The sequence below is a fragment of the Geobacillus jurassicus NBRC 107829 genome (assembly GCF_001544315.1).
Classification (GTDB): Bacteria; Bacillota; Bacilli; order Bacillales; family Anoxybacillaceae; genus Geobacillus; species Geobacillus jurassicus.
In genome coordinates this window covers 1-26,261 of sequence record NZ_BCQG01000021.1, presented here as the reverse complement: position 1 = coordinate 26,261, position 26,261 = coordinate 1, and the positions used below count along the sequence as shown (strand labels likewise).

Here is a 26,261-nt window from a genome sequence, read left to right as displayed (position 1 = left end):
AAAACAGCGGCTTCCCGTTTCAAGAGAAGCCGCTGTCTTCAATTCACCTTATACAAATAAATCGTCCACGCTGACTCAGCGGACGTGAATACGCGATCCAGCACGAGCCTGTTTTCCGCCGCGTTATCGATCGGAACGGCCGAAAAAATGTAGCGGCCGCCCATCTTTTTCAGCTGCTCTGTATTCAACTGCAAGTTCTTCAACCGCTTTTTCGAGTGTTTCGTGAACATATACCGTTTCCCGAGCTCCGCGGTGAAGATGTAGCACCGCCCGCCCCATTCATCAAAATACGTGCGGATCGTTTTGCTTTTTGCCAATTCACGCTCTATGATTTTGCGGAACTCATATTTGTATGACAGCGGGTAAAAGTTGTTGTACGTATCGAGCGTGTAAAACCCGTTGTATTGGGCGATGGCGGGGTGAATGCCGATGCTGACGACGCGGTAATCGGACACCGGAAGCCCGATGTGTTGTTTGATTTCTTGAAACTGTTTTTCCGCGTAAAATTGCTTTACCGTCGGCTCGTAACGAAAGATGATTTCTTCGTTGATCAAAAATACGAAGATGATTTGCGCCGCGAGCAGCCGCTTTGCCCACTTCTTCCCGTTTTCGCTGTACTGCCATATGATTTTCAGCGCCAGCGCAAACTGCACATAAATGATCATCGGTCGCAAAAAATGAAAGCGGGCAAAGTTAAATGTATCCAAAAAATGAAACCGCTCGGTAAGCGGCCGCCATCCTTTATAAAACCAAAATGCATACCACGCCGACAACGCGAAATTCAGCGCAAACAAAAACAGAAACGCCTTTTCCTGCTTCCATCGTTTTTTCACGAAAACGAGATACAATGCCATCAACCAAGCCGACAAAATAAACAACGTATGCTCGGTCATGACGTGATGATGGCCGAGAAGAAAGTTTTTCCACGTCAAACGGACGCAATGCCAAAACGTCAGGCGGGCATGGAAGTACTCATCTCGGCTCGTCGGTTCATCTTCCCATAAAAAGGAGTACACGAGCCGGTACTCGACGAGCAAGTAAAGCAGCGTCATGTAAGCGATCGAAGCGAAAAAACGGATGTTCCACCCCTTCCCACGCAACACATCCGTGAGCCAGAGAACACCCATAGCGGCAAGAAAGAAAAAGAACCCGAGCACAAAACTGGAATAAAACGGGAGAAGCGTGAGTGCGGCGTAATGTTTCCACTTCCCCTCGCCTTTTCGGATGCTTAAAAACGCCCAAAGCGCAAGCGGCATGCCTAACGTACTTAACATCCCTGACGGCCAAAACAGCGTCAGCGCAAACGCAAGCGACACCCCGATGCGGACGGCCATCCAACGCGGCTCGGGCAGGAAATGCGTTTTCAACAACAAATACATGCCGATAAATGCTACCTCTCTCGTGATCGTTTGGCTGAGCGCATACGCGGTCATCGTGGGAAACAAGGCGTGCAGCCAGACGATGCCGGTCAGCTCCGAGCCGAGGGCGTTTCTTGACAGCTGGCCGTTGGCGATTTGCGGAATTTTCGCATCAAGCGGCCCGGTGATTTGCTCGCTTTCGGCGAGCACTTTATACCAGGCGATATTGGAATCCAAATTATCGTGCACGCGAATATGAGCGTTCTCTCCAAGGAGAAACAGCGGGGACGCGTAAAGAGCGATGACACCAAGCGCCAATAGGAAAAACCATCGTCTTTGTTGTTCGGTCATCGGCACCACGCTCCCTTCTCCAAGTTTCTATTGGATACGGTGTGCAATGAGAAGGAAATTATTCCTTTTGCTAACATTTTTGTTTCTAAGGAACTACTCTGATATAGAGCCGATTGGCCGACCTATGCTTCTGCCTTACAGTTGCACAAGCAATGTGAGGTGCCGTATGATGTTATATAAATCAAACATATGTAACACATAAAAGAGAGGTGCCCACCATGCCCAAACAACTCCCTCCCGGCCAATTCGAGACGGAAAAATGGCCGATTTTGCATGAAGGGGATGTGTACGAATTCGATGAAGCGACGTGGAATTTCCGACTGTTCGGCGATGTGAAAGAGGAAGTGTCACTGTCGTATCAAGAAGTGATGCAGCTGCCAAAGACGATTTCGACCATTGATATGCACTGCGTGACGACATGGTCAAAATTCGACACGACGTTTGAAGGCATCGCGTTCCGCGAGTTTTTGCGCTTCGTCGAGCTAGATCCCGATGTGAAATACGTGAAAATTTACGGATATTTAAATGGCGACCGATTCGGCTATTCGGCGAACTTGCCGCTTGAGGCGCTGATGGGCGACGATGCATTATTTGTCTACCGATGGAAAGACAAGCAGCACGACTGGCAGGACATCTCGCCGAAGCACGGCTATCCGCTCCGTTTCATTCCGCCGGCGACGTTTTACTTATGGAAAGGAGCGAAATGGGCGTCCGGCATCCGCTTTATGAAGGAAGATGAGCCGGGCTATTGGGAAGAGCGCGGCTATTCGATGACCGCCAATCCGTTTAAAGAGGAGCGGTTTGCCGAGTGGGTGCCGCGGATTCGGTTTTGACGAGGCGAAAGCAGGCGTACAAACAAAAAAAGCGAGGGGCGAGAAACCTCTCGCTTTTTGATCAAGCGGCTTGGCGGGATGCGGCTTGTTTCTCAAGCCAAACCCCAAGGCGCAAAAAGAGAAGCTGGAACACGACGGCAACGATCGCCCCTTTTGTGATGTTAAACGGCAAAATCGCCGAGATGACCAGTGCTTTTGTTTCCGGCGCGCTCATCGCTGGCGCTCCGAGGAAAAGCGTGCATGCCGGCAAAAAAACATAGTAGTTGAGCACGCTCATGATGAGGGCCATCGTCGCTGTTCCCGCCGCCAGTCCAAGCACCATGCCTTTTTTCGATGCAGCTTTTCGATAAATATAGGAAACGGGCAAAATGAACGCCACCCCAGCGTTTTTATCTCTCCAACTTGTTAATTCTCCTTCGGAAACTGATCCCCCGGCTCGAGCACCGGCGGATTGACGTTCACTGTGTCGGCGTATTTCAGTCCTGTTCCGGTATTTAATACGACGACTGTCTCTCCATCGCGAATCCAGCCGCTCTCGCGCAGCTGGCGGGCCGCCGCAAACGCCGCCGCTCCTTCCGGGCAAATGAACGCCCCTTCGAGTTCGGCGACCGTCCGCTGTTCGGCCAAAATCGCTTCATCGTTGACGGCAATGGCGCAACCATCCGTTTCATACACCGCCTCGAGCACAAGGAAGTCGCCGAGCGCTTTCGGCACATTGATGCCAAACGCCACCGTATGGGCGTTCGGCCAAAACTTCGACTCACGTTTTTTCTCATTCCACGCCTTGACGATCGGGGCACAATGCTCGGCCTGCACGGCGACAAGCCGCGGCATGCGGCCATCCACCCAGCCGAGCGCCTGCAGTTCTTTGATCGCCTTGTAAATGCCGATCAACCCGACGCCGCCCCCGGTCGGATACAACATGACATCCGGCAGCCGCCAAGAAAACTGTTCGGCGATTTCCAGCCCCATCGTTTTCTTGCCTTCGATCCGGTACGGTTCTTTCAACGTCGACGCATCGTACCATCCATATTCGCGGATCGCTTTCGCCACGATTTGCCCGGCATCGTTGATGAGGCCATCGACTAAGTACAGTTCCGCCCCGGCGATGGCGCATTCCTTGCGCATCAGTTCCGGCGCATCGACCGGCATAACCACCGTCGCCTGGATGCCAGCCCGAGCCGCATACAGCGACCACGCCGCGCCGGCGTTGCCGTTTGTCGGCATCGCGAGCTGTTTGACGCCCAATTCCTTTGCTTTGGAAACCCCGACCGCCGCCCCGCGGGCTTTGAACGTTCCGGTCGGGATGACTCCCTCGTCTTTCATATAGAGCGAGTTAATGCCGATGTTTCGACCAAGGCGCGGCATCGGCACAAGCGGCGTCATCCCTTCGCCGAGCGACACGATATGTTCAGGATGCTTTACCGGCAGCAACTCATGATAACGCCATAAATTCGCTTCTCGTTCCTTCAGCACATCCCTCTTGACTTCTTGGCGCATCGACTCCAAGTCGTAAGCGACAAGAAGCGGCGCACCGCATTCGCAAAGTTGATGGATTTGGTCGACATCGTATGTACGTTCACACTTCGGGCAATATAGGTGGGATACATAGCTGAATCGCAAATGACTTCTCTCCTTTCTTGCTCACTTCATCCGCACCGGACAAACGGTGTCTCTTTCACCGTTTCAGAAAGGCATAACCGGCGGCAGTTGGCTTTTTCATTATAACATAATAGCCATCGTCAGCATCTCCTCCCTTACTTTTATGCATAATCGCGCCAAACCAGCAAACACTATAGTCGAACATTTCATGGTCCCAGCTGAATAGACTGCCAGGAGGTGATCGCAGTGGATCGAAAAACAAAAGAAAACGTGAACAATCTGGAAACGAAAGCGACACCAGGAAATCTTGCTGCGCAAAAACAGGCAGAAAGCGAAAAAAACAAGCAGCGTGCACCGAAGATGTGACCAAGGAAAAGCGGACGATCCAAAACATCGAAGCGGTTTTCCCTAGGCGGTGAACCGCTTTGTTGCGTGAAAGACATCGCGGTGAACCCTCCTTGCCTTTTTTCCTCATGAAGTTGTCCCTCTATTTTTCATTGTTTCGATCCACATATGATAAAATAAAATGGAAAGCGCCGTCTATTTTTTCCTTTCCAGGTTGGAAGAATCATTCATCGATCCAAGCAAATCGATGCATAAAGGAGATGGACCAATGAAACAAGAATTGATCGAACGCTTCATCCGCTACGTGAAAGTCAACACTCAATCCGACCCAAACAGCCATACGTGCCCGTCGACTCAAGGGCAATGGGAGCTGGCGAGAATGCTCGTCGAAGAGCTGAAAGCGATCGGCATGGAAGATGTGACGATCGATGACAACGGCTATGTCATGGCGACGTTGCCGGCCAATACGGACAAAAACGTGCCTGTGATCGGCTTTTTGGCTCATATGGACACCGCTCCGGAGTTTACGGGAGCCAACGTCAACCCGCAAATCATCGAACAGTACGACGGCGGCGACATCGTGTTAAACAAAGAACAAGGCATTATCCTGTCGCCGAACGATTTCCCGGAGCTCGCTCACTACAAAGGGCACACGCTGATTACCACCGACGGGACAACGCTGCTTGGCGCCGATGATAAAGCGGGGATCGCCGAAATTATGACCGCGATGAACTATCTCATTCAACACCCGGAAATCAAGCATGGCAAAGTGCGCGTTGCCTTTACGCCGGATGAAGAAATCGGCCGCGGGCCGCATAAATTTGACGTTGCCAAATTCGGCGCCCAATTCGCCTACACGGTCGACGGCGGGCCGCTTGGCGAATTGGAATACGAAAGCTTTAACGCTGCCGAAGCGAAAATCACGATCAAAGGAAAAAACGTTCATCCGGGCACGGCGAAAGGAAAAATGATCAATTCGATCAAAATCGCCATGGAGTTTCAGCAGCAGCTCCCGGCCCACGAGGCGCCTGAGCATACGGAGGGATATGAAGGGTTTTACCATTTGCTTTCGTTCCAAGGCAGTGTAGAGGAAACGAAGCTTCACTACATTATCCGCGACTTCGACCGTGAACAATTCGAAGCGCGCAAAGCGAAGATGAAAGAGATCGCGGCTTCGCTTGCGCAAAAATATGGAAACGACCGAATCACTCTCGAAATCAACGACCAATATTACAACATGCGCGAAAAAATCGAGCCGGTGCGCCACATTGTTGACATTGCCCACGAAGCGATGACGAACTTGGGCATTGAACCGAAGGTGAAACCGATCCGCGGCGGTACAGACGGGTCGCAGCTCTCATACATGGGGCTGCCGACGCCGAACATTTTCGCCGGCGGCGAAAACTTCCATGGCCGCTATGAATACATTTCCGCCGACAATATGGTGAAAGCGGCCGAAGTGATCGTGGAGATCATCAAGCTGTTCGAGCAAAAAGCATCTTGATCTGCGGCGATGGCCTGACTTGAACGATCGTTTGTCTATCGCCCAAGCAGCAGTTTTGTGCAACCATATGAAAAGGTGTCCCCAACGAGCCGGGACACCTTTTTGACTAAGCGATCTGTCGCCCCAATCCTGTTCCGTTACGGAAGACGGTTGATCCGCCCCTCAATTCGTGCCGAGAACGGTTGCTCAAGACCGCGAATATAGGAGACAAGGGCATCCAAATCGATCGGACCGACCTCGCGATTGGTCCCTTGCGTCAACACCGTGAACCCATCACCGCCGTCGGCGAGGAAGCTGTTGACGGTCACCGTGTATGAGGCGTCCGGTTTCAGCGGTGTGCCATCAGGAAGCTGAATGTCAATGACTTTTTCTCCGACCGGCTTGCTGGCGCTCCATGTATAGCGGAGGCCGGAGATTTGCAGCATGCGCGTTTGGGTCGGCTGCCATTGTTGATTCAAAAGCTGGCGGATTTGCGCGCCGGTGAGCGTCATTTTCACGAGCTGGTTGTTGAACGGCTGAACGTTGTACAATTCGCCCCACGTCACTTCGCCTTGTTCAATATCGGCGCGAATGCCGCCCGGGTTCATAAAGGCAAAATCGGTTTTCATCGCCGCCCGCTGGGCATCAGCGATCAAATTGCCCAAGGCGGATTCGCCGCTTTCGTTTTGCTCATCGGTGATCGTTTCGGCCGCTGTGCCAATGACTTGGTTGACGAGCGGCGCCACTTTCGCTTCATATTTTTCAATGAGCGTCCGAATTTCCGGGTCCGGAGCAATGCCGTCATGATACGTCGTCACGATCTCCGCTTTTTTTGCGACGACGTCTTTCGTGCGTGGGTCGATTTTCAAATCGACATCAGAAAACGCCGTGCCGTACGAATACGACTGAACGAGCAGCTTGCCGTCCACAACCGCATTTAAATAGGCATGGTTATGACCGGCGAAAATCACATCGACTTCATCATCGATATTTTTGGCGATATCGACAATTTCCCCGCTTGCGTTTGCCCCATCCGGATTGGATACGCCTGGGTTATGGGCGAGAACGACGATCGTTTGCACTCCTTTTTTCTTCAGTTTCCGGACCGCTTTGTTAATCGCTGTTGCTTCATCGATGAACTTGACTCCCGCGACGCCGCTTGGCGTCACAATCGTTGGCGTTTCCGTGAGCGTGACGCCGATCAATCCGATCGGCATGCCATTGACCCGCTTAATGACATACGGCGGGAGAATCGGTTTTCCCGTTTGCGCATCAACGACGTTGGCGCTCACATACGGAAAATCCGCTCCGGCGAAATCGCCGGTCGCCGGGTGGTATCCGCCATGGATCAAGCGGAGCATTTCCGCTACTCCTTCATCAAACTCATGGTTGCCAAGGGTGCCGACATCAAAGCCGAGCTTATTCAACACTTCAATCGTCGGCTCGTCCTGCAACAGCGCCGATACCGGCGGACTCGCGCCGACCGCATCACCGGCATGGACGAGCAGCGTATTTTTGTTTTCCGCCTCCCGCTGTTTCAAATAAGCGGCCAAATAATCAGCCCGTCCGACTTCCCGCCCGCCGACTTTTCTTGTCACATTGAGCTGGCCGTGGAAGTCGTTAATGCCCAACAGCTGCACCTCAATATAACGGTGCGAGGAAGCAGGCGGTTTTCCCTTGCTTTTCCCGTTCCCTGCCGCCCCAACTGGAGTCGCGGCCAGCAACGCTGCAACGGCCAATGCCGACAGCACCCGTCTTCCCCATCGTTTGGAATTCTTCATTCCCTGTTCCCCTTTCTCTCGCCTTCTCGTTCACTCCCATTATATCCTTGCGAATCAATAGAATGATAGAGCAGAAAGGATGATTTTTTGTAAATATTCCGTAAATCACGAGTGTTGATTATCCATTATTTTACTAAAAAACACAGAATCATATGGCTGAACACAAACCTTTCTGCCTCTTCCCTCGAACAAGAACGCCGGCGGGCAAATACAGTTTGCCCGCAAAGCGTTCATTGTTCGAGGAGGTCATGCTGTCATATGCCCAGTCGGCAAGCGAGCCGCTGCCGACTACGGCAGAAAAGCTGGGAACAGAGCCTTCTTATCTTATTTGTTAATCAACACGCCTGTTCGTAAATTGCTAACTAACTAGAGAGAACCATGGAAACAAAAAAGCCGCCCGCTAGAGTCTGTTGAACAGACCTCTTCGGACAGCCTTTCCCCTTTATCCGACCGCGTTTTTCTTGTTTAACGGAGCAACGCGAATGCCGGTCGTCTCCTCAAAATCGTACAAACCGCCCGGGAGATCGGCAAACCGCTCGAGTTCGTTATAAGCCGGAATGCCGTGGTACGCCATATCAAGCCCTTCTTCCTCTTCGCGTTCCGTCGCCCGGAGCCCGACCGTGTTGGCGCACACATGGGCGATGAGCGCACCGCTCACGAAGCCCCAAACGATGACTGTCAACGCCCCAAGCAGCTGGGTCATGAACAACGACAGATGGCCAGTCGTCAGCAGCCCTTGCGCCGAGTCGAACAGGCCGACAGCGAGCGTGCCAAATACCCCATTAAACCCGTGAACCGCCACCGCACCGACCGGATCGTCAATTTTCAACGCATCGACCAGCAGCGTCGCATAGACGACGATGACGCCGCTCACAAGGCCGATCAGTACCGCGCTCCATTGTGAAACGAAGGCGCAACCGGCCGTAATGGCCACCAGACCGGACAACACACCGTTGATGACCATGCTTGGATCGGCTTTTCCGTACTTTTTCATCGTCACGAAGAGCGCCGACGCGCCCCCGGCCGCCCCTGACAGCATCGTGTTGAGAGCGATCGACGCCAACGCTTTATTGGATGCATCGAGCGTACTGCCCGCATTAAACGCAAACCAGCCAAACCATAAAATGAACGCCCCGGCCGAAGCAAGCGGAATATTGCTCGGCGCAAACACATTCACACTGCCATCCGAGTTGAACCGCCCTTTTCGCGGCCCAAGCCGCTTGGCGATCGCCAACGCCGCAAATCCGCCGAGCGCATGAATCGCTGCTGATCCTGCGAAATCTTTCATCCCGAGTTTCGCCAACCAACCGTCGCTATGCCAAATCCAATGACCGGATAACGGATAAACAATGGCACAAACGAGAAGCACCGTCACGATATACGCTTTAAAATTCATCCGCTCGGCCACCGCGCCGGAAATGATGGACACACACGCCACCGCAAACCCGATTTGGAACAAAACGAACGCCGCGCTAGGCAACGGAACGGACAACGAAATGCGTTCCGGCGTTCCAAACAACGTCGTGCCGACCCATCCAAACGCATCATCGCCAAACATCAGCCCGAAGCCGACAGCCCAAAAGGCAAGCGCTCCAACGGTCAAATCAACGAAAATTTTCATTGTCACATTGACGGCATTTTTCGTCCGCACCAGCCCCGCTTCCAGCAAGCTGAATCCACCTTCCATAAACAGCACCATCGCCGCAGCGATGACGATCCACACGGCATTGACTTGTTCGATCATGACCTTCCCCCCTGTTTCTCTGCCAACTCGTCAATGTCAAAATCCAACGTGCCTGTGCGAATGTTGTACGCTTCCAGCACCGGATAGACAAAAATTTTCCCGTCCCCGTCTTCCCCGGTTTGCGCAGCGGCGACAATCGTTCGAATCGTCCGCTCGACCATATAATCGGAAAGAACGATTTCCAGCTTCACTTTCGGGTGAAGCGTCACTTTGTAGTTTTTTCCTCGGTAAACTCCTTGCGTGTCCTTCTGTTTTCCTCGCCCAACGACTTGCGAAACGGTAAACCCGGTGATGCCGATCTGTTTCAGCCCTTTAATCGTATCGGTCAATTTTTCCGGCCGGATGATCGCTTCAATTTTTTTCATGTTTCCCGCCGCCCCCCTCAACCGTTTTTGTGTAATAAAAATTAACGTATTTATGTTAAAAATTATAACAATTAAAAGAGCGGTGTCAAGTATGAGGACAAAGTTTTTTTGACGCGCGCCTATCGGGCATAGCTCGAAGAAAAGCGGATCGGCAGGGTGTCCATCCAAACGACTGATCGCCGTTATCTGTTCTAACACAAAAAAGGTGTTCCGCAAACGATCGGAACACCTTTTTCATCGTATTGTCATTCGGCGCTATGCCACACGAAACGGCCATAAACGCCGAGCCCTTCTCCTTGTTAGATCGTCTCCTTCCCGCGCACGCCGTTGATCGAATAGCTCGCCGTAATGGCAGCGTTTAACGAATGGGAAACGGAACAATATTTTTCTTTTGACAACCGAATGGCGCGGACGACTTTGTCTTCCGGCAAATCGCCTTCGAGCGCGTAATGAATATGAATCTCTGTAAACCGCTTTGGGTGGTCATCGGCGCGCGTTCCTTCGACTTCCATCGAAAACGCGCGGACATCAAGCCGCATTTTTCGCAAAATCAGAATGATGTCGATGCCGGTGCAGCCGGCTAAGGCGTGAAGCAAAAGCTCCATCGGCCGGGCGCCTGAATCGTTGCCGCCGACGTCTTTCGCGGCGTCGATCGGAATCACCACACCGGAAGCGCTTTGGCCGCTGAATGACATGTTTCCGTTCCATATGACCGTCGTTTTCATCATGGTCGCTCCTTTCTCATCTGTCCGGGGTCGGACGGACTTTCCGACAGCCCGTTTCTTCTTTTCAGTTTAGCGGCTATGTCCTTGAAATGCAAAATTCCTGTCTACCGTTTTCGCTCATGCATGTTAAAATAGAAACATGCACAAACTTGTTGAGTAAAGGGTGTTTGACTTCATGACTGCACTTATTTTGCTTCTTGCTTATCTTCTCGGTTCGATTCCGTTTGGCCTTCTTGTCGGAAAAATCGGCTACGGGATCGACATCCGCGAACATGGAAGCGGCAATCTCGGGGGAACGAACACGTTCCGCGTGCTTGGGGCGAAAGCGGGAACGATCGTTATTGTCGGTGACATGCTAAAAGGAACGCTGGCGGCGAGCTTGCCGATGCTTTTTTCCGTCCCCGTTCATCCGCTTTTGGCCGGGGCGGTCGCTGTCGTCGGCCATATGTATCCGGTGTTCGCCAAGTTCCGCGGCGGCAAGGCGGTGGCGACATCGGGCGGGGTGATGCTGTTTTATTCGCCGTTGTTCTTTTTGTCGCTCATCGCCGTGTTTCTTGTTGTCTTGGCTGTTTCGCGCTACGTCTCGCTGTCATCGATGGCCGCCGCGTTGTATGCGGTCGTGTACACCGTCTTTTTCACGGACGACATTCCGTTGACGGTGGCGGTGTTGTTGCTCGCCTCGTTTATCTTTTACCGTCATCGCGCCAACATTCAACGCATCTTGAACAAAACGGAGCCGAAAGTGAAATGGCCAGGCAAACGCTCATGATGACAGACGAAGAAAGGAGTTTGCTGCGTTGAGACTGCCGGAAGCATTTGTCGCGAAGATGAAGAAGCTGCTTCAGGAAGAAGCGGACGAGTTTTTCACCGTCTATGAAAACGAAAAAGCCAGCGGCTTGCGCGTCAATCCGTTGAAAACCGACCCGGGCGCATGGACGAAAACCGCGCCCTTTTCCCTTGCCCCGGTTCCGTTTTGCCCGACCGGGTTTTATTATGAGCCGAATGAACAACCAGGAAAACATCCATACCATGCTGCCGGGCTGTATTACATTCAAGAGCCGAGCGCCATGGCGGTCGCCGAAGCGCTGCGCCCCGCCCCTGGGGAGACAGTGCTTGACTTATGCGCCGCCCCTGGCGGAAAAACGACTCAACTTGGCGCGATGATGGAAAACAAAGGGCTGCTTGTCGCCAATGAAATCCATCCGAAGCGGGTCAAAGCGCTCGCGGAGAACGTCGAACGGTTCGGCTTGACGAACACCGTTGTCGTCAATGAAACTCCTGAGGCGCTTGCCGAGCGGCTTCCAGGCTTTTTTGACAAAATTTTGGTCGACGCCCCGTGTTCCGGCGAAGGCATGTTTCGCAAAGATGAAGAGGCCGCTTCGTTTTGGAGCCCAGCTTACGTCGAAGAGTGCGCGGCCAGACAGCGGCGCATTTTGGAAAGCGCCTATGCGATGCTGAAAGAAGGCGGCATTCTCGTCTATTCAACGTGCACGTTCTCTCCGGAGGAAAACGAGCAAACGGTCGAATGGCTGCTCGAGACATACGATGATTTGCGGTTGCTGCCGATCGCGAAAATCGGCGGCATCGAGCCGGGGCGGCCGGAGTGGACGAAAACGAACCGGGCTGAACTTGAATATGCTGCCCGCCTTTGGCCGCACCGCCTAAAAGGGGAAGGGCATTTTGTCGCCAAACTGCAAAAACAGCGGCCAACCTCGCCTTGGCGGGGGCGGTGGGCGAAATCGAGCGCGCCAAAAGCCGCTATCCGCCTGTATCGACAGTTTGAACAAGAGGCATTGCGGACAAAGCGAGACGGCACGTTCGTGTCATTTGGCGCCCATTTGACTGTGTTGCCCGAGCGTTGCCCGGATTTGTCCGGTTTGAAAATCGTCCGCGCCGGGTTGCACTTAGGGGATGTGAAAAAAGAGCGGTTTGAGCCGAACCATGCCCTTGCCTTGGCGCTGCAGACAGAGGAAGCGAAACATGTGCTTGACCTATCGAGCGCGAGCCGCGAAATTGTCCAATATTGGCGCGGCGAGACGCTTTCAACCGGCAGCGACCGCGGCTGGCTGCTTGTGGCCATTGACGGCCATCCGTTCGCCTGGGGGAAAGAAGTAAAAGGAACCGTGAAAAACTTTTATCCAAAAGGGCTGCGTCTCATCTGAAGCATCGGAAAAGCGGGTGGCAAAGGAGCTCCTAACCGCAAAAAAGACTGTCCTGCAAACGCGGACAGTCTTTTTTACTGGTGCTGCTTGGTCGGAATCGTTAAGGTAAACACGATCTCATCGGCGGCCAAATCCATTTTTTTCGCCGCCACTTGATAGCCGTTGCCAAAGCGGATGTCAGTGAGCGCGACGTAGACGCGGGCGTGCTCTGGGTCAATCGCCACTTCATCCGGCAGCGGGGCGTGCTTTTGCAAGTAGCGAAGCACATACGTCACCGGCAGCTTCCAATCGCCAAGCGAAATCGTCGGTTCCGTGAGCTCGACATTCCCTCCTTTGACTACTTTTGGCACAAACGAGACGACGAGTTCGACCGGACGGCCTAAAATAGGGATTTCGCTTGAAACATAGACGCGGTCGGCAAGCCAAACGCGGTATTGCAGCGGATGGTGCTTTGTCTTTTCCGCCAAATAATCGTTAATGACGGCGTTCAAATGCGCTTTTTTCGAGTACACCGTAAACGTCGCCCCTTTGACGTCCAAACGCGCCGGCTGTTTCACCGGCGGAGATGGCTGAAACAGCCAAACGGCAATCGCCATGAGGACAGCGGCATTGACAGCCGCCAACATCCAAAATGCCCGTTTCCAATTCATTGTCCTAAGCTCCCCAACCAGACCTCTTTTTGTTCGATTAATGCATCATGCACCCGGATCGCGATTTGCGCGTATCCTGCGGCGTTCGGGTGAAATTCATCGCGGTAGAGCAAGTCATCGCGGTCGGCAAATACATCTTGCACATCCACAAACATCGTCCGGTCATAGCGCAAAAGCACCCCCCGGCTGCCCTCGTTCCATTCGGCGATGACGTCATCAATTTCCGGGATGTTCGGCAAGGTGCTAGAAAACGGATTGTACAAGCCGACAAGCACAATGAACGCATCCGGGTTCACCGTGCGCAGCGATAGAACGAGACGATCCAATCGAGCGGCAAATGCCTTCGCCTCGTTCGCAAACCGCTCGCGCGACAAATCAAAAAAATGTGAACGGACGACATTCATCACATCATTGCCGCCGATCGTGACAAGGACGAGATCCGCCTGGCTGATTTCCCTTTCATGCGCCTTGATGACCGACTCAAGCTCCACAATGCGCCGACCGCGCTTCCCTAAATTCGTCACGGTGACCGTCCGCACCCCGTCTTCCACCGAAAGGAGCGGGACAAGGCGACCAACATAGCCGCCTTTCCCTTCGCCGTCCCCCACTCCTTCCGTCAACGAATCGCCTAAAGCGACCAAATGAATATCTTTCGGCAGCGGCTTCGCTTCCGTCTGCTTGACGGCGGCTTCATGCGGACGCTCGGGCTTTCCACCCGTCGAAAGCGACACGCATCCGGCGAGCAGCCAGCAGAACAACAACCATCCCCACTGTTTCATTGTTTGACACCTGCCTTTTGCCGCAAACAGGGGAAAAGACGAAAAGAAGGCAAAAAGGCGGTAGCCGTTTTTGCCTCATTGCGACGACTGCACGATTTTGATATGCTCTAAAATCGTTTCGTACGGCACATCTTGCACGCCGCTGTACGTCTGAACCACTTTTCCGTCCGGCCCGACTAAATAAAAGCTTGTGCCGTGGATGACTTGGTCGTCATTGGCCGGTTTTTGCACAATCGTTTTAAAACTTTTTTGCGCGAAATCGGCGATTTCCGCTTGGCTGTATCCGGTAAGCAAATGCCAGTTTGATAGGTCGTCCGTAAATTGTTTCGCATACGCCGCCAGTTTTTCGGGCGTATCGACTTCCGGATCAACGCTGAAGGAGACAAACTCGACATCCAGTCCTTCTTTCTTTGCCATTTGCTTTAATTTCGCCATATGGGCCGTCATCGGCGGACAAACGGTCTCGCAGTTTGTAAAAATAAAATCAGCGACCCACACTTTTCCTTTTAAGTCGCGAAGCCCAAACGGCTTGCCCGTCTGATCGACAAACGTAAAGTCCTCAACGGGCCAGTTTTTGGCGTCCGGAATCGTTTTTCCGCACGCCGCCAGCAAAAGAACAACGAGAAAAAGCACGATTCGTTTCCACATCGATGGGTCCTTCCTTTTCGACAAAAATGTGTTGATGCCACACAAGTGATCTCGTTTCCATTATATAACGAAACGAGCCAAAATCCCACCAAAAAAAAGTTGTTTTGCCGCCAAGGGCAAAACAACAGTCATGCATTATGCTTTAACACCGTTTCTTTAAAGATCTGTTCATATACAGGCCATTTCAGCACTTTCTTCAAATGTTCGCGGAACGAGTAAACGGAACGGTTCGTTCTCGACCGATACACCTTTGCAATAAACGCCTCCAAGCGCAGTTGGATCATGAATCGGTATGCGTTCTCTTCCTCCAATACAGGAATTTCGATAATCTTGACCTTCTGCCCATATGCGTTTTTGAACTCGAGGCTTTTGAATAGCAAAATATCAATCCTCTTTTTCACCGATTTACTTCTATTATACACCAATCCGGTGAAAAAGTATGTCGGAATGCGGCGAATTTGTTCCGACTTTTTTCGTCAAATCAATAGATGGAACAAATTCGGGTCTTTGTTCACCTCTTGGAACGGGAAGCCTTTTTTCTTCATCCGCTCGATGAGCGGCGCGTAGTCTTCGCGCCGTTTCAGCTCGATGCCGACGAGCGCCGGTCCGCTTTCTTTGTTGTTTTTCTTCGTGTACTCAAACCGGGTGATGTCATCTGTTGGACCAAGCACTTCATCCAAAAACTCGCGCAGCGCCCCAGCCCGCTGCGGGAAGTTGACGATGAAATAGTGTTGCAGTCCTTCGTAAATCATCGAGCGCTCTTTAATTTCCTGCATCCGGTCGATGTCGTTGTTGCCGCCGCTGACGACGCAGACGACTGTTTTACCTCTGATTTGTTCCTTGTAAAAATCAAGCGCGGCGATTGGCAGCGCCCCGGCCGGTTCGGCGACAATGGCGTTTTCGTTGTACAGCTCCAAAATCGTCGTGCACACTTTCCCTTCCGGAACGACGACGATGTCATCAAGCACCCCGCGGCATAAGGCGAACGTCTTTTCCCCGACCGTCTTGACGGCAGCCCCGTCAACAAACTTGTCGATTTCTTCAAGCGTCACGACCTGTCCGCGCTCGAGCGCTGCTTTCATCGACGGGGCGCCGGCCGGCTCGACGCCAATCACTTTCGTAGATGGGGAAATGCTTTTCACATACGTGCCAAGCCCAGCCATCAGCCCTCCCCCGCCGATGCTGGCGAACAAAAAGTCGATCGGCTCGTCGCAGTCGTTTAACACCTCGACGCCAATCGTCCCTTGCCCGGCAATGACGTATTCATCGTCAAATGGATGAATGAACGCCCGCCCCTCCGCTTCCGCACATTTCATCGCCTCGTTAAACGAGTCGTCAAACGTGTCGCCGACAAGGACGATCTCGACCATGTCCTTGCCGAACAACTGCACTTGCGACACTTTTTGCCGTGGTGTTGTCGCCGGCATGTAAATTTTTCCGTGCACACCAAGCGCCCGACACGAGTAAGCAACCCCTTGCGCATGGTTGCCGGCGCTGGCGCATACAATCCCGTTGCGCCGCTCCTCATCCGTTAAATGCTTCATCCGGTTGTACGCCCCGCGCAGCTTAAACGAGCGCACGACTTGCAAATCCTCGCGCTTTAAGTAGACGTTGCACTCATAGCGCTCGGACAAAAGAGGATTTTTTTGCAGCGGCGTATGGAACACCACGTCTTTGAGCGTATGATACGCGATCAAAATGTCCTCGACGTATACCGCCCCTTGCTTCCGTTTCAGTTGTTGTTCCATGCTCTCGTTCCCTTTCTTTTCTAAGTTGTCTTTGATTTGTAGATTATATCACAAATCCGCAAAAAGAAAAGGGAATTTTCGAAAAGTTTTATGAGGATGAAGGGAAGCGGGCTCGTGAGCATCGCGATTGTCCCGCTTTCCCAGGCGCTTTCGCCGGCCGGATTCGCGCTTTTTGCCTGACGCCATCCGATGAGCGCCGTCCTTCCTGCTAGAAACCTCTCCCTAGCCACTCTGCCAGACGGCAACGCGGCGAATGTGCAACACATGTACGGCGAACTGCTTCTTAATGCGCAAGCGGACACAAAAAACGACCGGCGCTACCCCCGGTCGTCTTCTTTTTTGAACTCTTCTTCCTCGGCAAATTCGGTTGCCCATCTGCCCTCGTCATACCAGCGGTGCGCTTCTTCCCGTCTTGCTTCTTCGAGCACATGGTTTTCCATATACAAATGGAAAAACGCTTCTACCGCCCCGATCGCCAAGGCGCTGAAAAACGCGCCGTACGCCATGTTGACGGACGGGGCAATGAGGGCAAAGCTGACCGGCCAAATAAGCAAAAAGGAAAGCGGTACATCAAGGGCAGCGGCAACAAAGTTGCCGACGCGCGGCAACACGAACAGATCGCCGATAATATAAGAAACAAGCGCCGTCACGATCGTTATGAGCGAAATCAAGGAAAGCGGGGCGTTAAAAATCGTAAACATGGAAAACAAGACGACGCTCCAAGCGGCGAGCTTGACGACAAACGGAACGATATGTTTCATCGTCTTCCTCCATTTCCATCGTTGTTCTATTTGTTATCGTTCCTTTTTCGCCCCGCTTCTATGCAGAAAAGACGCACTTGATCGTCGGCGGCTTCAACACATTGGTGTCCCGACGAAAAAAAGACGTCCCACCCGTTGCAGGACGTCTTCCGAAACTTCAATACACAAGCAGCGAATGCACGTTCACGCCCGTGTCCCAATCATCTATTTCGCCTTTTTTCGCTCGTAAATGAGAAAGGCGTATTCATATGGATTTTTTTCGTTTTTCACTCCCGGCGTATAGGAAACCAATTCCCATTCATTTTCGGAAATGGGCGGATAAAACGTATCTCCGGGGAAAGAAGCCAAAATTTTCGTCACATACAGCCGATCCGCCATGGGCATCGTCGCTTCAAACAACTCAGCTCCGCCGATGATAAACACTTCGTCAGTGCGCGCGGCGATAAACTGCCTCACCTCATCGAGCGAATGAAGCACGAGGCAGCCTTCCGGGCGAAACGAGCGATTGCGCGTGACAACGACGTTGTCGCGGCCGGGAAGCGGCCGGCCGATCGCTTCAAACGTTTTTCGCCCCATCACGATGGCATGGCCCATCGTCACCCGTTTAAAATACGCCAAATCGGCCGGCAAATGCCAAGGCAAACGGTTGTCTTTGCCGATTACCTGGTTTTCATCCATTGCCACAATATGCGAAATCATCGCTTCCTCCCCTTACACGGCCACCGGCGCCTTAATCGCCGGATGCGGATCGTAGCCGACAATTTCAAAATCGTCGTATTCGTAATCGAAAATGGACGGCGGCTTCCGTTTGATGATGAGTTTTGGCAATGGGCGCGGTTCACGCGTCAGCTGCAGCTTCGCTTGCTCAAGATGGTTTTTATACAAATGAACGTCGCCGCCGGTGAAAATGAGCTCGCCGACATCGAGGCCGCACTGCTGGGCGATCATATGCGTCAAGAGCGCATAGCTGGCAATATTAAACGGCAATCCTAAAAACGTGTCGACAGAGCGTTGCTGCCACATGCACGACAACCGACCGTTTGCGACATAAAACTGGAAGGCATAATGGCACGGCGGCAGCTTCATCTCGTCCAATTCCGCCACGTTCCAAGCGCTCACAAGCAACCGGCGTGAATTCGGATTTCGTTTGATCTCTTCAACGACCCACGCGATCTGGTCGACCGTTTTCCCGTCCGCTCCTTTCCATGACCGCCATTGCGCACCGTAGATCGGGCCGAGGTCGCCGTTTTCATCCGCCCACTCGTCCCAAATCGTCACGCCGTTTTCTTGCAAATAACGGACGTTCGTGTCGCCTTTTAAAAACCAGAGCAGTTCGTAAATGATGGAGCGGATATGCAATTTCTTCGTCGTCACGAGCGGGAATCCGTCTTGCAAGTTGAAGCGGAGCTGGCGGCCAAACACCGACAGCGTGCCGACGCCCGTGCGGTCCTCTTTTTCGATTCCGTTTTCCAAAATATCCTCCAATAACTGCAAATATTGCCGCAATGTTCTCACCTCACGCTCTATCATACCATAAAGCAACCGGTGATGAACCACTTGTCCATAAAAAAACGAGCCTTTTATGAGGCCCGTTCCGCCAGTCCGCGGATGAACGCATATGTTCTCGGCGCTGCCGTCCGCATCGTTTCTCGCGTCTTTTCGCTTGCGTAATAATAGGCAAACGCCTCGGCAAAATACTCTTCCGGATAGGTCAAAAAATAAGATTCACCCCGAAAGAGCCGCGGCGCCTCCTCCCGCCAAATCGCTTGAAATTTGTCCGTTTCATGGATACGGCCAAAGACGATGTAATCGAGCGAATGGGCGAACTCGTGCAATTCTAAATTGACCGAACCGTGCCCTTTTCCTTTTTCGCTATGGCCGAGGCGGACAAGCACTAAATGCGTCCCGCCGATGCCCGGCACATCATCCCACGTTTTCGAGCCCGGCGCATAACCGCGCGGCGTTTTTCCGCGCAAATGGCGGGCCGTCGGCTCATCGGTGATCGGGCCGGTCAACAGCTGGATGTAAATATGGTGATCCGCCGCCCGCTCCAAAATGGTTCGATCAATGCGGGCGAGCGTTCGAATCGTTTTCCTCGCTTCAGCGGCCGAAAACGTTGTCTCCGGCACGATGATGATGCGGCTGAGCACGTCACGGGACGGAACATCGTCGAGGCGAAGACCGCTTTCTTCAAGCAGCACGCCGTGAGCGGCCGGATACGGCGAAAGCGACAGAAGCGGGACGGCACAGAGCGCCGCTAGCAAACTAGTGAGCCATCGTTTCATTGTGTTCCCCCGCTTCTTTGATTCTATGAACATCATATCACAGAACGAAGCGGGGAAAAACGCTCAAAATCAGGAAAGAACCGCAGGCGGTTACGTCCGCCAGTTCGGCGGCGTATTTTTAGACCAATAGATTTTTCCTAACTCGTAATGTGTTTGAAACCCGTCATCGCGCGTATGATAATGAAACTGAAACCAATAGCCATCTTGCGGCGGATGCTCGCGGCGGACGTGAAAACGGATCAGATCCTCTCCAGTATCGACACGATAAAGATGGAATATGCGCTCCCCTTGCCCGCCGGACGGATTTTCCGACACAGCCAGATAACGGAGCTCCTCTTCTGGATAGCGTTCGGCCAGCTCAGCGATCACTTCTTCGATGCGCGGCAAAATGACGGTGCGAAACTCGTCTTCAATGACTGGAGCGATCTTGCGGCCGAACTTTTCATACGACTGCATAACGACTTTTTCCATCGTCTGGTCAATGAATTGCGTGCGCGTCAACGAACTGGCTTCCGCCGCACAACTTGTGGGGCGATGCTGCCAGTCAGAAGACGATGCATCATCTGACGGCGGCTCCTTAGCCGCCAGCAGCGAAGGAGGCGGCGTCACAAGCCCAAATGTGCAGACCGTAATCGCGGCAACAAGCGTTTTTCGAAGCCATATCGGCAACTTCATCGTATGCCACCTCCGTTACCGTTGATCAGTGACAATCCGCTCAAACAAACCGCTCGTCCGCAACTTCTCGACCGCCCGGCGCAACACTTCTTCCGGCTGGACGAGAGCGATGCGCACGTAGCCTTCGCCGCTTGGCCCAAACGCATGTCCAGGCGTCACGACGACGCCGGCTTGGTCGATCAGCGCCTTCGTGAACGAAAGCGAGGTAAATCCATCCGGGATCTTCGCCCATACAAACATGCCGGCCGGCGGGCAGTCGACTACCCAGCCGATGTCAGCCAGCCCACCCACGAGCGCATCGCGGCGCGCTTGATAAATCGCGCGGCTCTGGGCGCAAAAGCCGGCGCCATGGCGCAACACTTCCGCGGCCGCTTTTTGCAGCGGCAAAAAAATGCCGTAGTCCAAATTCGACTTAAACTCGGCGAACGCACGAATCACCTCGGCGTTGCCGCACAAGTAGCCGACCCGGCAGCCGGCCATGTTGTAGCTTTTTGACAACGAATTGATCTCCACGCCAACGTCCTTCGCGCCCGGGACGGAGAGAAAGCTCACCGGTTTGTTTCCATCGTAATACAGCTCGCCGTAAGCAAAATCGGAAACAACGAGGATATCGTACCGCTTCGCAAACTCGACCACTTCGCGATAAAATGATTCCGTTGCCAACGCTGGCACGGGGTTGCCGGGAAAGTTTAAAAAGAGGATGGCTGCCCGTTTCGCGACACTTTCCGGAATGGCGGCAAGATCAGGCAAAAAGCCGTTTTCTTTCCGGAGCGGCATGAAATATGGCTCCGCTTCCGCCATCGCTACGCCGGCCGCATACGCCGGATACCCGGGATCCGGCAATAGAATGACATCCTCCGGATCGGCGAACACCATCGGCAAATGAACGAGCCCGTCTTGTGACCCCATCACGTACGTCACTTCCGTCTCTGGATCGAGCACGACGCCATGTGCCGTCCGATAATAATCGGCGACCGCTTCATGAAACTCGCGAATGCCTTTTAATGTGTAGCCGTACGCATTCGGCTCGTTGGCGTAGCGGGCGATCGCCTCGCGCACAAACGGCGCCGGGGGCAAATCCGGGCTGCCGACGCTTAAGTCGATCCACTCGTCATGAAGATGGCGCCGCTCTCGCCGATACGCCGCCAATTCAGCGAAAATCGACGCCGAAAACGCGTTCATTCGTTTCGCTTTTTTCATTTCGGCTTCCTCTCCCTTGCCAAGACAAAAACTGCATTTTCTTTTTGTTTTTGTTGGTATATACTATGGTTATATGAATAGTGTATCATATGTTCTCGGGGAAAATATAGACAGAAAGGCGGGAAAACGGAACGTGAACACGATCTTTTTTGCGGCCAGCCTGATTACGTTGCTTTATTTCATTTATAGCTGCATCGCCAATGCCTAAACGCCCTTGGCGAACAATCCAGCTCCCTTAGCAATTCTGTTGGATGCTAAGGGAGTGTGCGCGTGAAAATGACAAAAGGAGCTCCCCGTCGGGAGCTCCTTTTCAATCGATTTTTGTTTTTTTGCGGGCGGAGTCAAGCTCGAATGCGCCTGTCTCCGTCTCCGTCGTGCCTTGCCCCCGAACATCTGGGGCGCTGACGCCCGTTTTCGAACGATCTTTTTTCCGCTTCGGCATGCCGATCACCTCCGCCCTTATCGTTCCCCCCAGCGCGCCGTTGTATGCCGGGCTAAACCGAATGTCCGGACGGCGGGCGATTCGCTTTCTATTCGCACCGCATCAGCTGCAATATTTTTCAAACGCGGCTAAAATATTTTCCATGACCTCCTCCATCGAGTGAAACTCGATGTCTTCGCGCGGAATGAAGTGTACGACTTCCTTTCCCTTTAAGAGCGCCATCGATGGCGAAGACGGCGGATAGCCGACAAAGTATTCGCGCATTTTCGCCGTCGCTTCTTTATCTTGGCCGGCAAATACGGTCACTAAATGATCCGGCTTTTTCTCGCTCCTAAGCACCGCCTGCGTGGCTGCTGGGCGCGCCAGGCCAGCGGCGCAGCCGCACACCGAATTGACGAAGACAAACGTCGTTCCTTCCGCTTGTTCCATAAACTGTTCAACTTCTTCACTTGTGCGCAATTCACGGAAGCCAGCGCGCACGAGTTCATCGCGCATCGGCTGCACGAGCTGGCGCATATACTCTTCATAAGCCATGGACATAACCGCAATCCCTCCCAACGTTATTCGCTGCCACCAGCATACTATTTTATTTTTGAAAAATCAATCAAAATCAGCATATTTACGTTGTAAACCGGTAAAAAGCAGCAACCGCCCGGTCTTTGCCATCAGCAAAAGCGCTTCGTTCATAAAAAATCAAACCTTGATTGTAATAAATTGAAGAACGATGGGAGCTCCTTTAGTTGGAACGTCAGCAGTCTTTAAAGTCAGTCTTCCTTCTTGAACCTCATATAATGTTTCAGGCTGCAAAACCCCGTTGATAAACAAGTTAATAAACGACACTTGTTTTGGGTCCAAAATCCCCCGGTTCCCGTATTCTTTTAATTCATCTTCATTCGTATAAACCGTTTTGACGCCATCGGATATGGCGTTATATTGATAAGTATCCACTTGTAAAACCCGGGACGGGATATTAAAAGTCACGCGAAACTGAATGGTTGATATATTGTTAATCCAATCATACACTTTTGGAACGGCAATAACATGTTTTTGATATTTGGAAATGCGCTTCATAGCTGATACCACCCAATCAAAAATTTCGATAAACCATCAACTTCATCCATATAACGGTTCAGCATCATCATATTCAACATCCACCAATAAAGTGAGTTTAAGAATGTTGGGTCGCTGCCACTTATGGCACTCGCCCTATATTTTGTTGTGACAACTGCCAAATCAACCGTCGCAAATAAAACATATAATGAATTGCAAATATTGCTGGTAATCAATAAAACGTGCCGCATCAGCGCATGCGCCTTACTCGGATCTCGCTTCCGCTTTCATGAGCGCAACCATTGCAAACTTCTGGTGTGGCGCTATATGGATTGCCTTACCACTATGAAAAGAAAGGGGATCTATAATATGGCTCTTCAATTAATCAAGCTCTTTGTTTCTGCTTCCACTTCCACCGATGCAGTGCCAACGGATACAAGATTTTTCTATATTACAACAGCAGAAACAGCCGCGGGCGCGACGTTGACCATTGATGCCGCAAGCTTTTTGCAAGACGATGGAAACCCGGCTACGGAATTGCCGGCATTAGCGGCAAACAACAGTTACTACAATGTTTATATTAACGGCGTTTTGCAAATGGAGGGCATCGCCACATATACACCGGGTGCCACAGGCGTCGGATCACTTGCCATTAACGTGCCTGCCGGCGGAGATCCTATCCCGGCAAATACTCCGATTGTGCTAGAAATTGTTCAATTTGCTCCGTCATCGACAACGACGGTGACAACATAATAGAAACAAGCTAAGGAACTTTCCATAACATGAATAGAAAAGGCGCGACAGGTTTTGTCGCGCTTTTTTCTGCGGCATATCGCATGCAGGCATACCGTCAGATGAAATCCGCTTGACATTTTTGCAATGAAGCATAAGCATTCGCTTCCTTTCTTTGCTCGATGGCTGCCCATGACAAAACAATATATTTGTTAACAAAAACGAAAAATGTCCTGATTCGCATTTCTTTTTTCATTTCGGGACAAGAGTCTTTTTTCGGAAACATATGGTTATTTTTCTTTTTTCCGACTCTCCGTCATCTGCTTCCAAACCGAGCCTTTGGCCTCTTCGCCGCCTTCGATCCGCTCGATCGCCATTTTCACTTGCAAGCTTACTTCAAATTCCGGATCGTTTTCCGCCGCTTTTAACGCTGGCAATGCCGATTCGTCGCCGACTTCGTACAAAAACATGGCCGCGCGCCAACGGACGAGCTTGCTTTCGTCCTTTAGCGCTTCGATCATTGCCGGAATGGCCTCCGGATCGCCGATGTCGGACAAACAGTCGCCGGCGGTGCGGCGGACAGCGACAGCAGGATCTTTTAACGCTTCATACAAATACGGAAGCACCTTTTTACCGCCGATCATGCCGAGATACGCCGTCGCCAGGCGGCGAATCGCCATTTTTTCATCCTTGAGCGCCTTTGCCAACACCGGGATGTCGTCTTCAGTCGGCTCGGCCATTTGTTCGAGCGCCGCATACCGTTTGCGCCAGTCCGGGTCATCGAGCATCTCGCTCGTCACTTTGAGGCTTGGACGCTTTTGCACCGTTTTTTCCTGCTCACCGCGGCGGAACATGTTGACGATCCGCTCCAGCCGCTCGGGCGGATAGGCTGCCGACAGCTCATCGACAATTTCGCGGCCGATTTCCTCAAACGTGCCGTAGCGCACTCCTTTTTCGACCCATTTGCGCTCAAGCACAACATTTCCTGCGTATTTTTGCGCCTCAATGACCGCGTCCATAAACGGTTTCGGCAGCCCGACGCGGTGTTCGCGCTCCCCATCGACAAGCTTCACTTGCATCGGCAGACCGTACAGCATTTGCACGAACACTTTCACTTCGCCGAAATGTTCGTTTCCTTTCGGCTTTGCCTCGGCGCCGTCATCCGCTTCCTCGCCGAACGCTTCGCGCACTTTCGCCAAAATGTCGCGCCAGTCGTATTTCGGATGGCGTTCAATAGCCAAAAAATCAGCGACATGATAAATGCCTTTCACCCCGTCAATGCGCATCAATGCTTGAATGAGCGGCGGCGCTTGGTCGACGTTGTCCGGTTTGTAGTTATGGCGCGTGCCAGAAGGCAATTCTTCATCAAGCAATATTTTCATCGTGTTCGGGCTCGGCGTCGGTTCAATCGCTTGAAGGCGCAAGCGTTACCCCTCCTTGTCTTACAGCAGCTTTTCAATTTCCTTTCTCAGCTCGCTCGGCTTTGTTTGCGGCGCAAAACGGGCCACAACCTCGCCGTTGCGGTCGACCAAAAACTTCGTGAAATTCCATTTGATTGCTTCTGTGCCGAGCACGCCTGGCGCTTGTTCTTTCAAATATTGAAACAGCGGATGGGCGTTGTCGCCATTCACATCCACTTTCGCAAACAGCGGGAATGTCACGCCGTAATTCAGTTGGCAAAACTGCTCGATTTCCTCTTCCGTCCCCGGCTCTTGGCCGCCGAACTGGTTGCACGGAAAGCCGAGCACAACAAACCCGCGATCGCGATATTCGTCATACAGCTCCTGCAGTTCTTTATACTGCGGGGTAAAGCCGCAACGACTCGCCGTGTTGACAATCAACAGCACGTTGCCTCGATAGACGGAAAGCGGTTGTTCCTCTCCGCGAATTGTTTTGGCGCTGAATTCATATACACTCATGATTTTTCACCTCATCCCCATCATAGCGGATTTCACGGTTTGTTTCCACTTTTTGCATCGTTACTGCCCGGCAAACGGCTGCAACTGCTCAAGCGACGAAATCATATATGGCACCATCTCCGGCAAATCAGTAGCATTGTCCTCATAAATGAGACGGGCAAATTCGACCACGGCTTCATTTTCATACGGGCCGCGTTCATGCGGAAACGCCCAGCGGAGCGTTTGCCGAATGATTCGCTCCTCCCCCCAAATCGTCCGCAGCGTTCCTTCAATGAGCGCACAAACGGACGAGCGGCGAACCGGAAGGGTAAACAGAAGAGCGAGCCGGCAGCCGGCCCGGCCGTGATAGAGCCGTTCATTGACCAGCTCAGCAAAATCAAGCGAAAGCCGCGCGGTGCAGACAACGAGCGGATCGGGCGCATCATTCAGCCGAAATGAAATGGCGTACTCCCGGAACAAACGGGCCAAATCGACAAGATCGCGGCGGTCGACGACGGCAATCTTTCCTTGCAAGTCAGCATCATACACCGCCCCTTCCAACACTGTTTTCAAGTTGTCAAACGCCGTCGGATCCATCGGTTGTTCCTCCTTTGTAGATTTGTGAACGCCTTTCGACAGAAAAG

Annotated in this window: 28 protein-coding genes and 1 pseudogene; 5 read left to right on the top strand and 24 right to left on the bottom strand. The window is 52.4% G+C overall.

Going from position 1 to position 26,261, the window contains the following annotated elements; translation table 11 throughout:
• Nucleotides 1-38 precede the first annotated feature (38 nt).
• A complete protein-coding gene (locus GJ1_RS07680) occupies nucleotides 39-1,709 on the bottom strand; it encodes a DUF6044 family protein (protein WP_066230755.1) in 1,671 nt (556 codons plus the stop codon).
• A gap of 218 nt (nucleotides 1,710-1,927) precedes the next feature.
• On the opposite strand from GJ1_RS07680, the gene GJ1_RS07675 reads away from it, so the two are divergent.
• Nucleotides 1,928-2,542: a sulfite oxidase-like oxidoreductase gene (locus GJ1_RS07675; RefSeq protein WP_066230752.1), complete on the top strand. Its 615-nt coding sequence runs from the start codon at nucleotides 1,928-1,930 to the stop codon at nucleotides 2,540-2,542.
• A 61-nt stretch (nucleotides 2,543-2,603) separates the two neighbouring features.
• Here the strand turns inward: GJ1_RS07675 and GJ1_RS07670 are convergent.
• Both GJ1_RS07670 and GJ1_RS07665 read right to left on the bottom strand, forming a co-directional pair.
• Nucleotides 2,604-2,927, bottom strand: a pseudogene (locus GJ1_RS07670) (ECF transporter S component); the annotation flags it as partial.
• A gap of 20 nt (nucleotides 2,928-2,947) precedes the next feature.
• Complete coding sequence (locus GJ1_RS07665; protein ID WP_066230751.1) at nucleotides 2,948-4,165, bottom strand: threonine synthase; 1,218 nt, start codon at nucleotides 4,163-4,165, stop codon at nucleotides 2,948-2,950.
• Between the two features lie 592 nt (nucleotides 4,166-4,757).
• On the opposite strand from GJ1_RS07665, the gene pepT reads away from it, so the two are divergent.
• Nucleotides 4,758-5,993 (top strand): peptidase T, encoded by a 1,236-nt coding sequence (gene pepT / locus GJ1_RS07660; protein WP_066230748.1) that lies wholly within the window; start codon nucleotides 4,758-4,760, stop codon nucleotides 5,991-5,993.
• Nucleotides 5,994-6,130: 137 nt separating this feature from the next.
• On the opposite strand, the gene GJ1_RS07655 is transcribed toward pepT, so the two are convergent.
• The 4 genes from GJ1_RS07655 to GJ1_RS07640 form a co-directional block, all read right to left on the bottom strand.
• Nucleotides 6,131-7,753: a bifunctional metallophosphatase/5'-nucleotidase gene (locus GJ1_RS07655; protein WP_066230745.1), complete on the bottom strand. Its 1,623-nt coding sequence runs from the start codon at nucleotides 7,751-7,753 to the stop codon at nucleotides 6,131-6,133.
• Between the two features lie 442 nt (nucleotides 7,754-8,195).
• Nucleotides 8,196-9,497, bottom strand: coding sequence for an ammonium transporter (locus GJ1_RS07650; protein WP_066230743.1), 1,302 nt, complete (start codon nucleotides 9,495-9,497; stop codon nucleotides 8,196-8,198).
• Nucleotides 9,494-9,862, bottom strand: a complete 369-nt coding sequence (locus tag GJ1_RS07645; protein ID WP_066230739.1) for a P-II family nitrogen regulator — start codon at nucleotides 9,860-9,862, stop codon at nucleotides 9,494-9,496. Before GJ1_RS07645 ends, GJ1_RS07650 begins: the two co-directional genes overlap by 4 nt.
• A 299-nt stretch (nucleotides 9,863-10,161) precedes the next feature.
• Nucleotides 10,162-10,587, bottom strand: coding sequence for an OsmC family protein (locus tag GJ1_RS07640; protein WP_066230737.1), 426 nt, complete (start codon nucleotides 10,585-10,587; stop codon nucleotides 10,162-10,164).
• A gap of 175 nt (nucleotides 10,588-10,762) precedes the next feature.
• Between GJ1_RS07640 and plsY the strand changes: the two genes are divergently transcribed.
• Nucleotides 10,763-11,356 (top strand): glycerol-3-phosphate 1-O-acyltransferase PlsY, encoded by a 594-nt coding sequence (gene plsY / locus GJ1_RS07635; protein ID WP_044737044.1) that lies wholly within the window; start codon nucleotides 10,763-10,765, stop codon nucleotides 11,354-11,356.
• A gap of 28 nt (nucleotides 11,357-11,384) precedes the next feature.
• Nucleotides 11,385-12,749: an RsmF rRNA methyltransferase first C-terminal domain-containing protein gene (locus GJ1_RS07630; RefSeq protein WP_066230734.1), complete on the top strand. Its 1,365-nt coding sequence runs from the start codon at nucleotides 11,385-11,387 to the stop codon at nucleotides 12,747-12,749.
• Nucleotides 12,750-12,823: 74 nt separating this feature from the next.
• On the opposite strand, the gene GJ1_RS07625 is transcribed toward GJ1_RS07630, so the two are convergent.
• The 14 genes from GJ1_RS07625 to GJ1_RS07565 all read right to left on the bottom strand — a co-directional run bounded on the left by GJ1_RS07625 (nucleotide 12,824) and on the right by GJ1_RS07565 (nucleotide 23,008).
• Nucleotides 12,824-13,399 (bottom strand): YpmS family protein, encoded by a 576-nt coding sequence (locus GJ1_RS07625; protein ID WP_066230730.1) that lies wholly within the window; start codon nucleotides 13,397-13,399, stop codon nucleotides 12,824-12,826.
• Nucleotides 13,396-14,178 (bottom strand): SGNH/GDSL hydrolase family protein, encoded by a 783-nt coding sequence (locus GJ1_RS07620; RefSeq protein ID WP_066230727.1) that lies wholly within the window; start codon nucleotides 14,176-14,178, stop codon nucleotides 13,396-13,398. The genes GJ1_RS07625 and GJ1_RS07620 overlap by 4 nt, the downstream gene beginning before the upstream one ends.
• 75 nt (nucleotides 14,179-14,253) lie before the next feature.
• Nucleotides 14,254-14,826, bottom strand: coding sequence for an SCO family protein (locus GJ1_RS07615; protein WP_066230724.1), 573 nt, complete (start codon nucleotides 14,824-14,826; stop codon nucleotides 14,254-14,256).
• 128 nt (nucleotides 14,827-14,954) lie between these two features.
• Nucleotides 14,955-15,206: a YpmP family protein gene (locus GJ1_RS07610; protein ID WP_044737039.1), complete on the bottom strand. Its 252-nt coding sequence runs from the start codon at nucleotides 15,204-15,206 to the stop codon at nucleotides 14,955-14,957.
• A gap of 96 nt (nucleotides 15,207-15,302) precedes the next feature.
• Nucleotides 15,303-16,574, bottom strand: coding sequence for a threonine ammonia-lyase IlvA (gene ilvA / locus GJ1_RS07605; RefSeq protein ID WP_066230722.1), 1,272 nt, complete (start codon nucleotides 16,572-16,574; stop codon nucleotides 15,303-15,305).
• A gap of 317 nt (nucleotides 16,575-16,891) precedes the next feature.
• Nucleotides 16,892-17,335: a YndM family protein gene (locus GJ1_RS07600; RefSeq protein WP_066230720.1), complete on the bottom strand. Its 444-nt coding sequence runs from the start codon at nucleotides 17,333-17,335 to the stop codon at nucleotides 16,892-16,894.
• A gap of 204 nt (nucleotides 17,336-17,539) precedes the next feature.
• Nucleotides 17,540-18,034 (bottom strand): dihydrofolate reductase, encoded by a 495-nt coding sequence (locus tag GJ1_RS07595; RefSeq protein ID WP_066230712.1) that lies wholly within the window; start codon nucleotides 18,032-18,034, stop codon nucleotides 17,540-17,542.
• A 12-nt stretch (nucleotides 18,035-18,046) separates the two neighbouring features.
• On the bottom strand, nucleotides 18,047-18,841 hold the full coding sequence (thyA, locus tag GJ1_RS07590) for a thymidylate synthase (RefSeq protein ID WP_044737035.1): 795 nt from the start codon (nucleotides 18,839-18,841) through the stop codon (nucleotides 18,047-18,049).
• 74 nt (nucleotides 18,842-18,915) lie between these two features.
• Nucleotides 18,916-19,620 (bottom strand): anthrax toxin lethal factor-related metalloendopeptidase, encoded by a 705-nt coding sequence (locus GJ1_RS07585; protein WP_066230709.1) that lies wholly within the window; start codon nucleotides 19,618-19,620, stop codon nucleotides 18,916-18,918.
• 90 nt (nucleotides 19,621-19,710) lie between these two features.
• Nucleotides 19,711-20,289 (bottom strand): YpjP family protein, encoded by a 579-nt coding sequence (locus GJ1_RS07580; RefSeq protein ID WP_373278037.1) that lies wholly within the window; start codon nucleotides 20,287-20,289, stop codon nucleotides 19,711-19,713.
• Nucleotides 20,290-20,310: 21 nt separating this feature from the next.
• The gene (locus tag GJ1_RS07575) at nucleotides 20,311-21,495 is read right to left on the bottom strand and encodes an LL-diaminopimelate aminotransferase (protein ID WP_066230703.1); all 1,185 of its coding nucleotides are present in this window, start codon (nucleotides 21,493-21,495) and stop codon (nucleotides 20,311-20,313) included.
• Between the two features lie 310 nt (nucleotides 21,496-21,805).
• Nucleotides 21,806-21,937, bottom strand: coding sequence for a YuzL family protein (locus GJ1_RS17765; protein WP_011231272.1), 132 nt, complete (start codon nucleotides 21,935-21,937; stop codon nucleotides 21,806-21,808).
• 102 nt (nucleotides 21,938-22,039) lie between these two features.
• Nucleotides 22,040-22,477, bottom strand: a complete 438-nt coding sequence (locus tag GJ1_RS07570) for a BrxA/BrxB family bacilliredoxin (protein WP_066230698.1) — start codon at nucleotides 22,475-22,477, stop codon at nucleotides 22,040-22,042.
• A gap of 153 nt (nucleotides 22,478-22,630) precedes the next feature.
• The gene (locus GJ1_RS07565; protein WP_013400927.1) at nucleotides 22,631-23,008 is read right to left on the bottom strand and encodes a DUF4183 domain-containing protein; all 378 of its coding nucleotides are present in this window, start codon (nucleotides 23,006-23,008) and stop codon (nucleotides 22,631-22,633) included.
• 348 nt (nucleotides 23,009-23,356) lie between these two features.
• On the opposite strand from GJ1_RS07565, the gene GJ1_RS07555 reads away from it, so the two are divergent.
• On the top strand, nucleotides 23,357-23,740 hold the full coding sequence (locus tag GJ1_RS07555; RefSeq protein WP_003250757.1) for a DUF4183 domain-containing protein: 384 nt from the start codon (nucleotides 23,357-23,359) through the stop codon (nucleotides 23,738-23,740).
• A gap of 269 nt (nucleotides 23,741-24,009) precedes the next feature.
• On the opposite strand, the gene GJ1_RS07550 is transcribed toward GJ1_RS07555, so the two are convergent.
• Genes GJ1_RS07550 through GJ1_RS07540 form a run of 3 tightly spaced genes read right to left on the bottom strand, consistent with a single transcriptional unit; the run spans nucleotide 24,010 to nucleotide 26,214 of the window.
• Nucleotides 24,010-25,143 carry a conserved virulence factor C family protein gene (locus tag GJ1_RS07550; RefSeq protein ID WP_066230696.1) on the bottom strand — a complete coding sequence of 378 codons (1,134 nt, stop codon included), beginning with the start codon at nucleotides 25,141-25,143 and terminating at the stop codon, nucleotides 24,010-24,012.
• Between the two features lie 18 nt (nucleotides 25,144-25,161).
• Nucleotides 25,162-25,638 (bottom strand): glutathione peroxidase, encoded by a 477-nt coding sequence (locus tag GJ1_RS07545; protein ID WP_066230693.1) that lies wholly within the window; start codon nucleotides 25,636-25,638, stop codon nucleotides 25,162-25,164.
• A gap of 60 nt (nucleotides 25,639-25,698) precedes the next feature.
• Entirely contained in the window at nucleotides 25,699-26,214 is a 516-nt protein-coding gene (locus GJ1_RS07540; RefSeq protein ID WP_066230690.1) for a hypothetical protein, read from the bottom strand.
• Nucleotides 26,215-26,261: the final 47 nt, after the last annotated feature.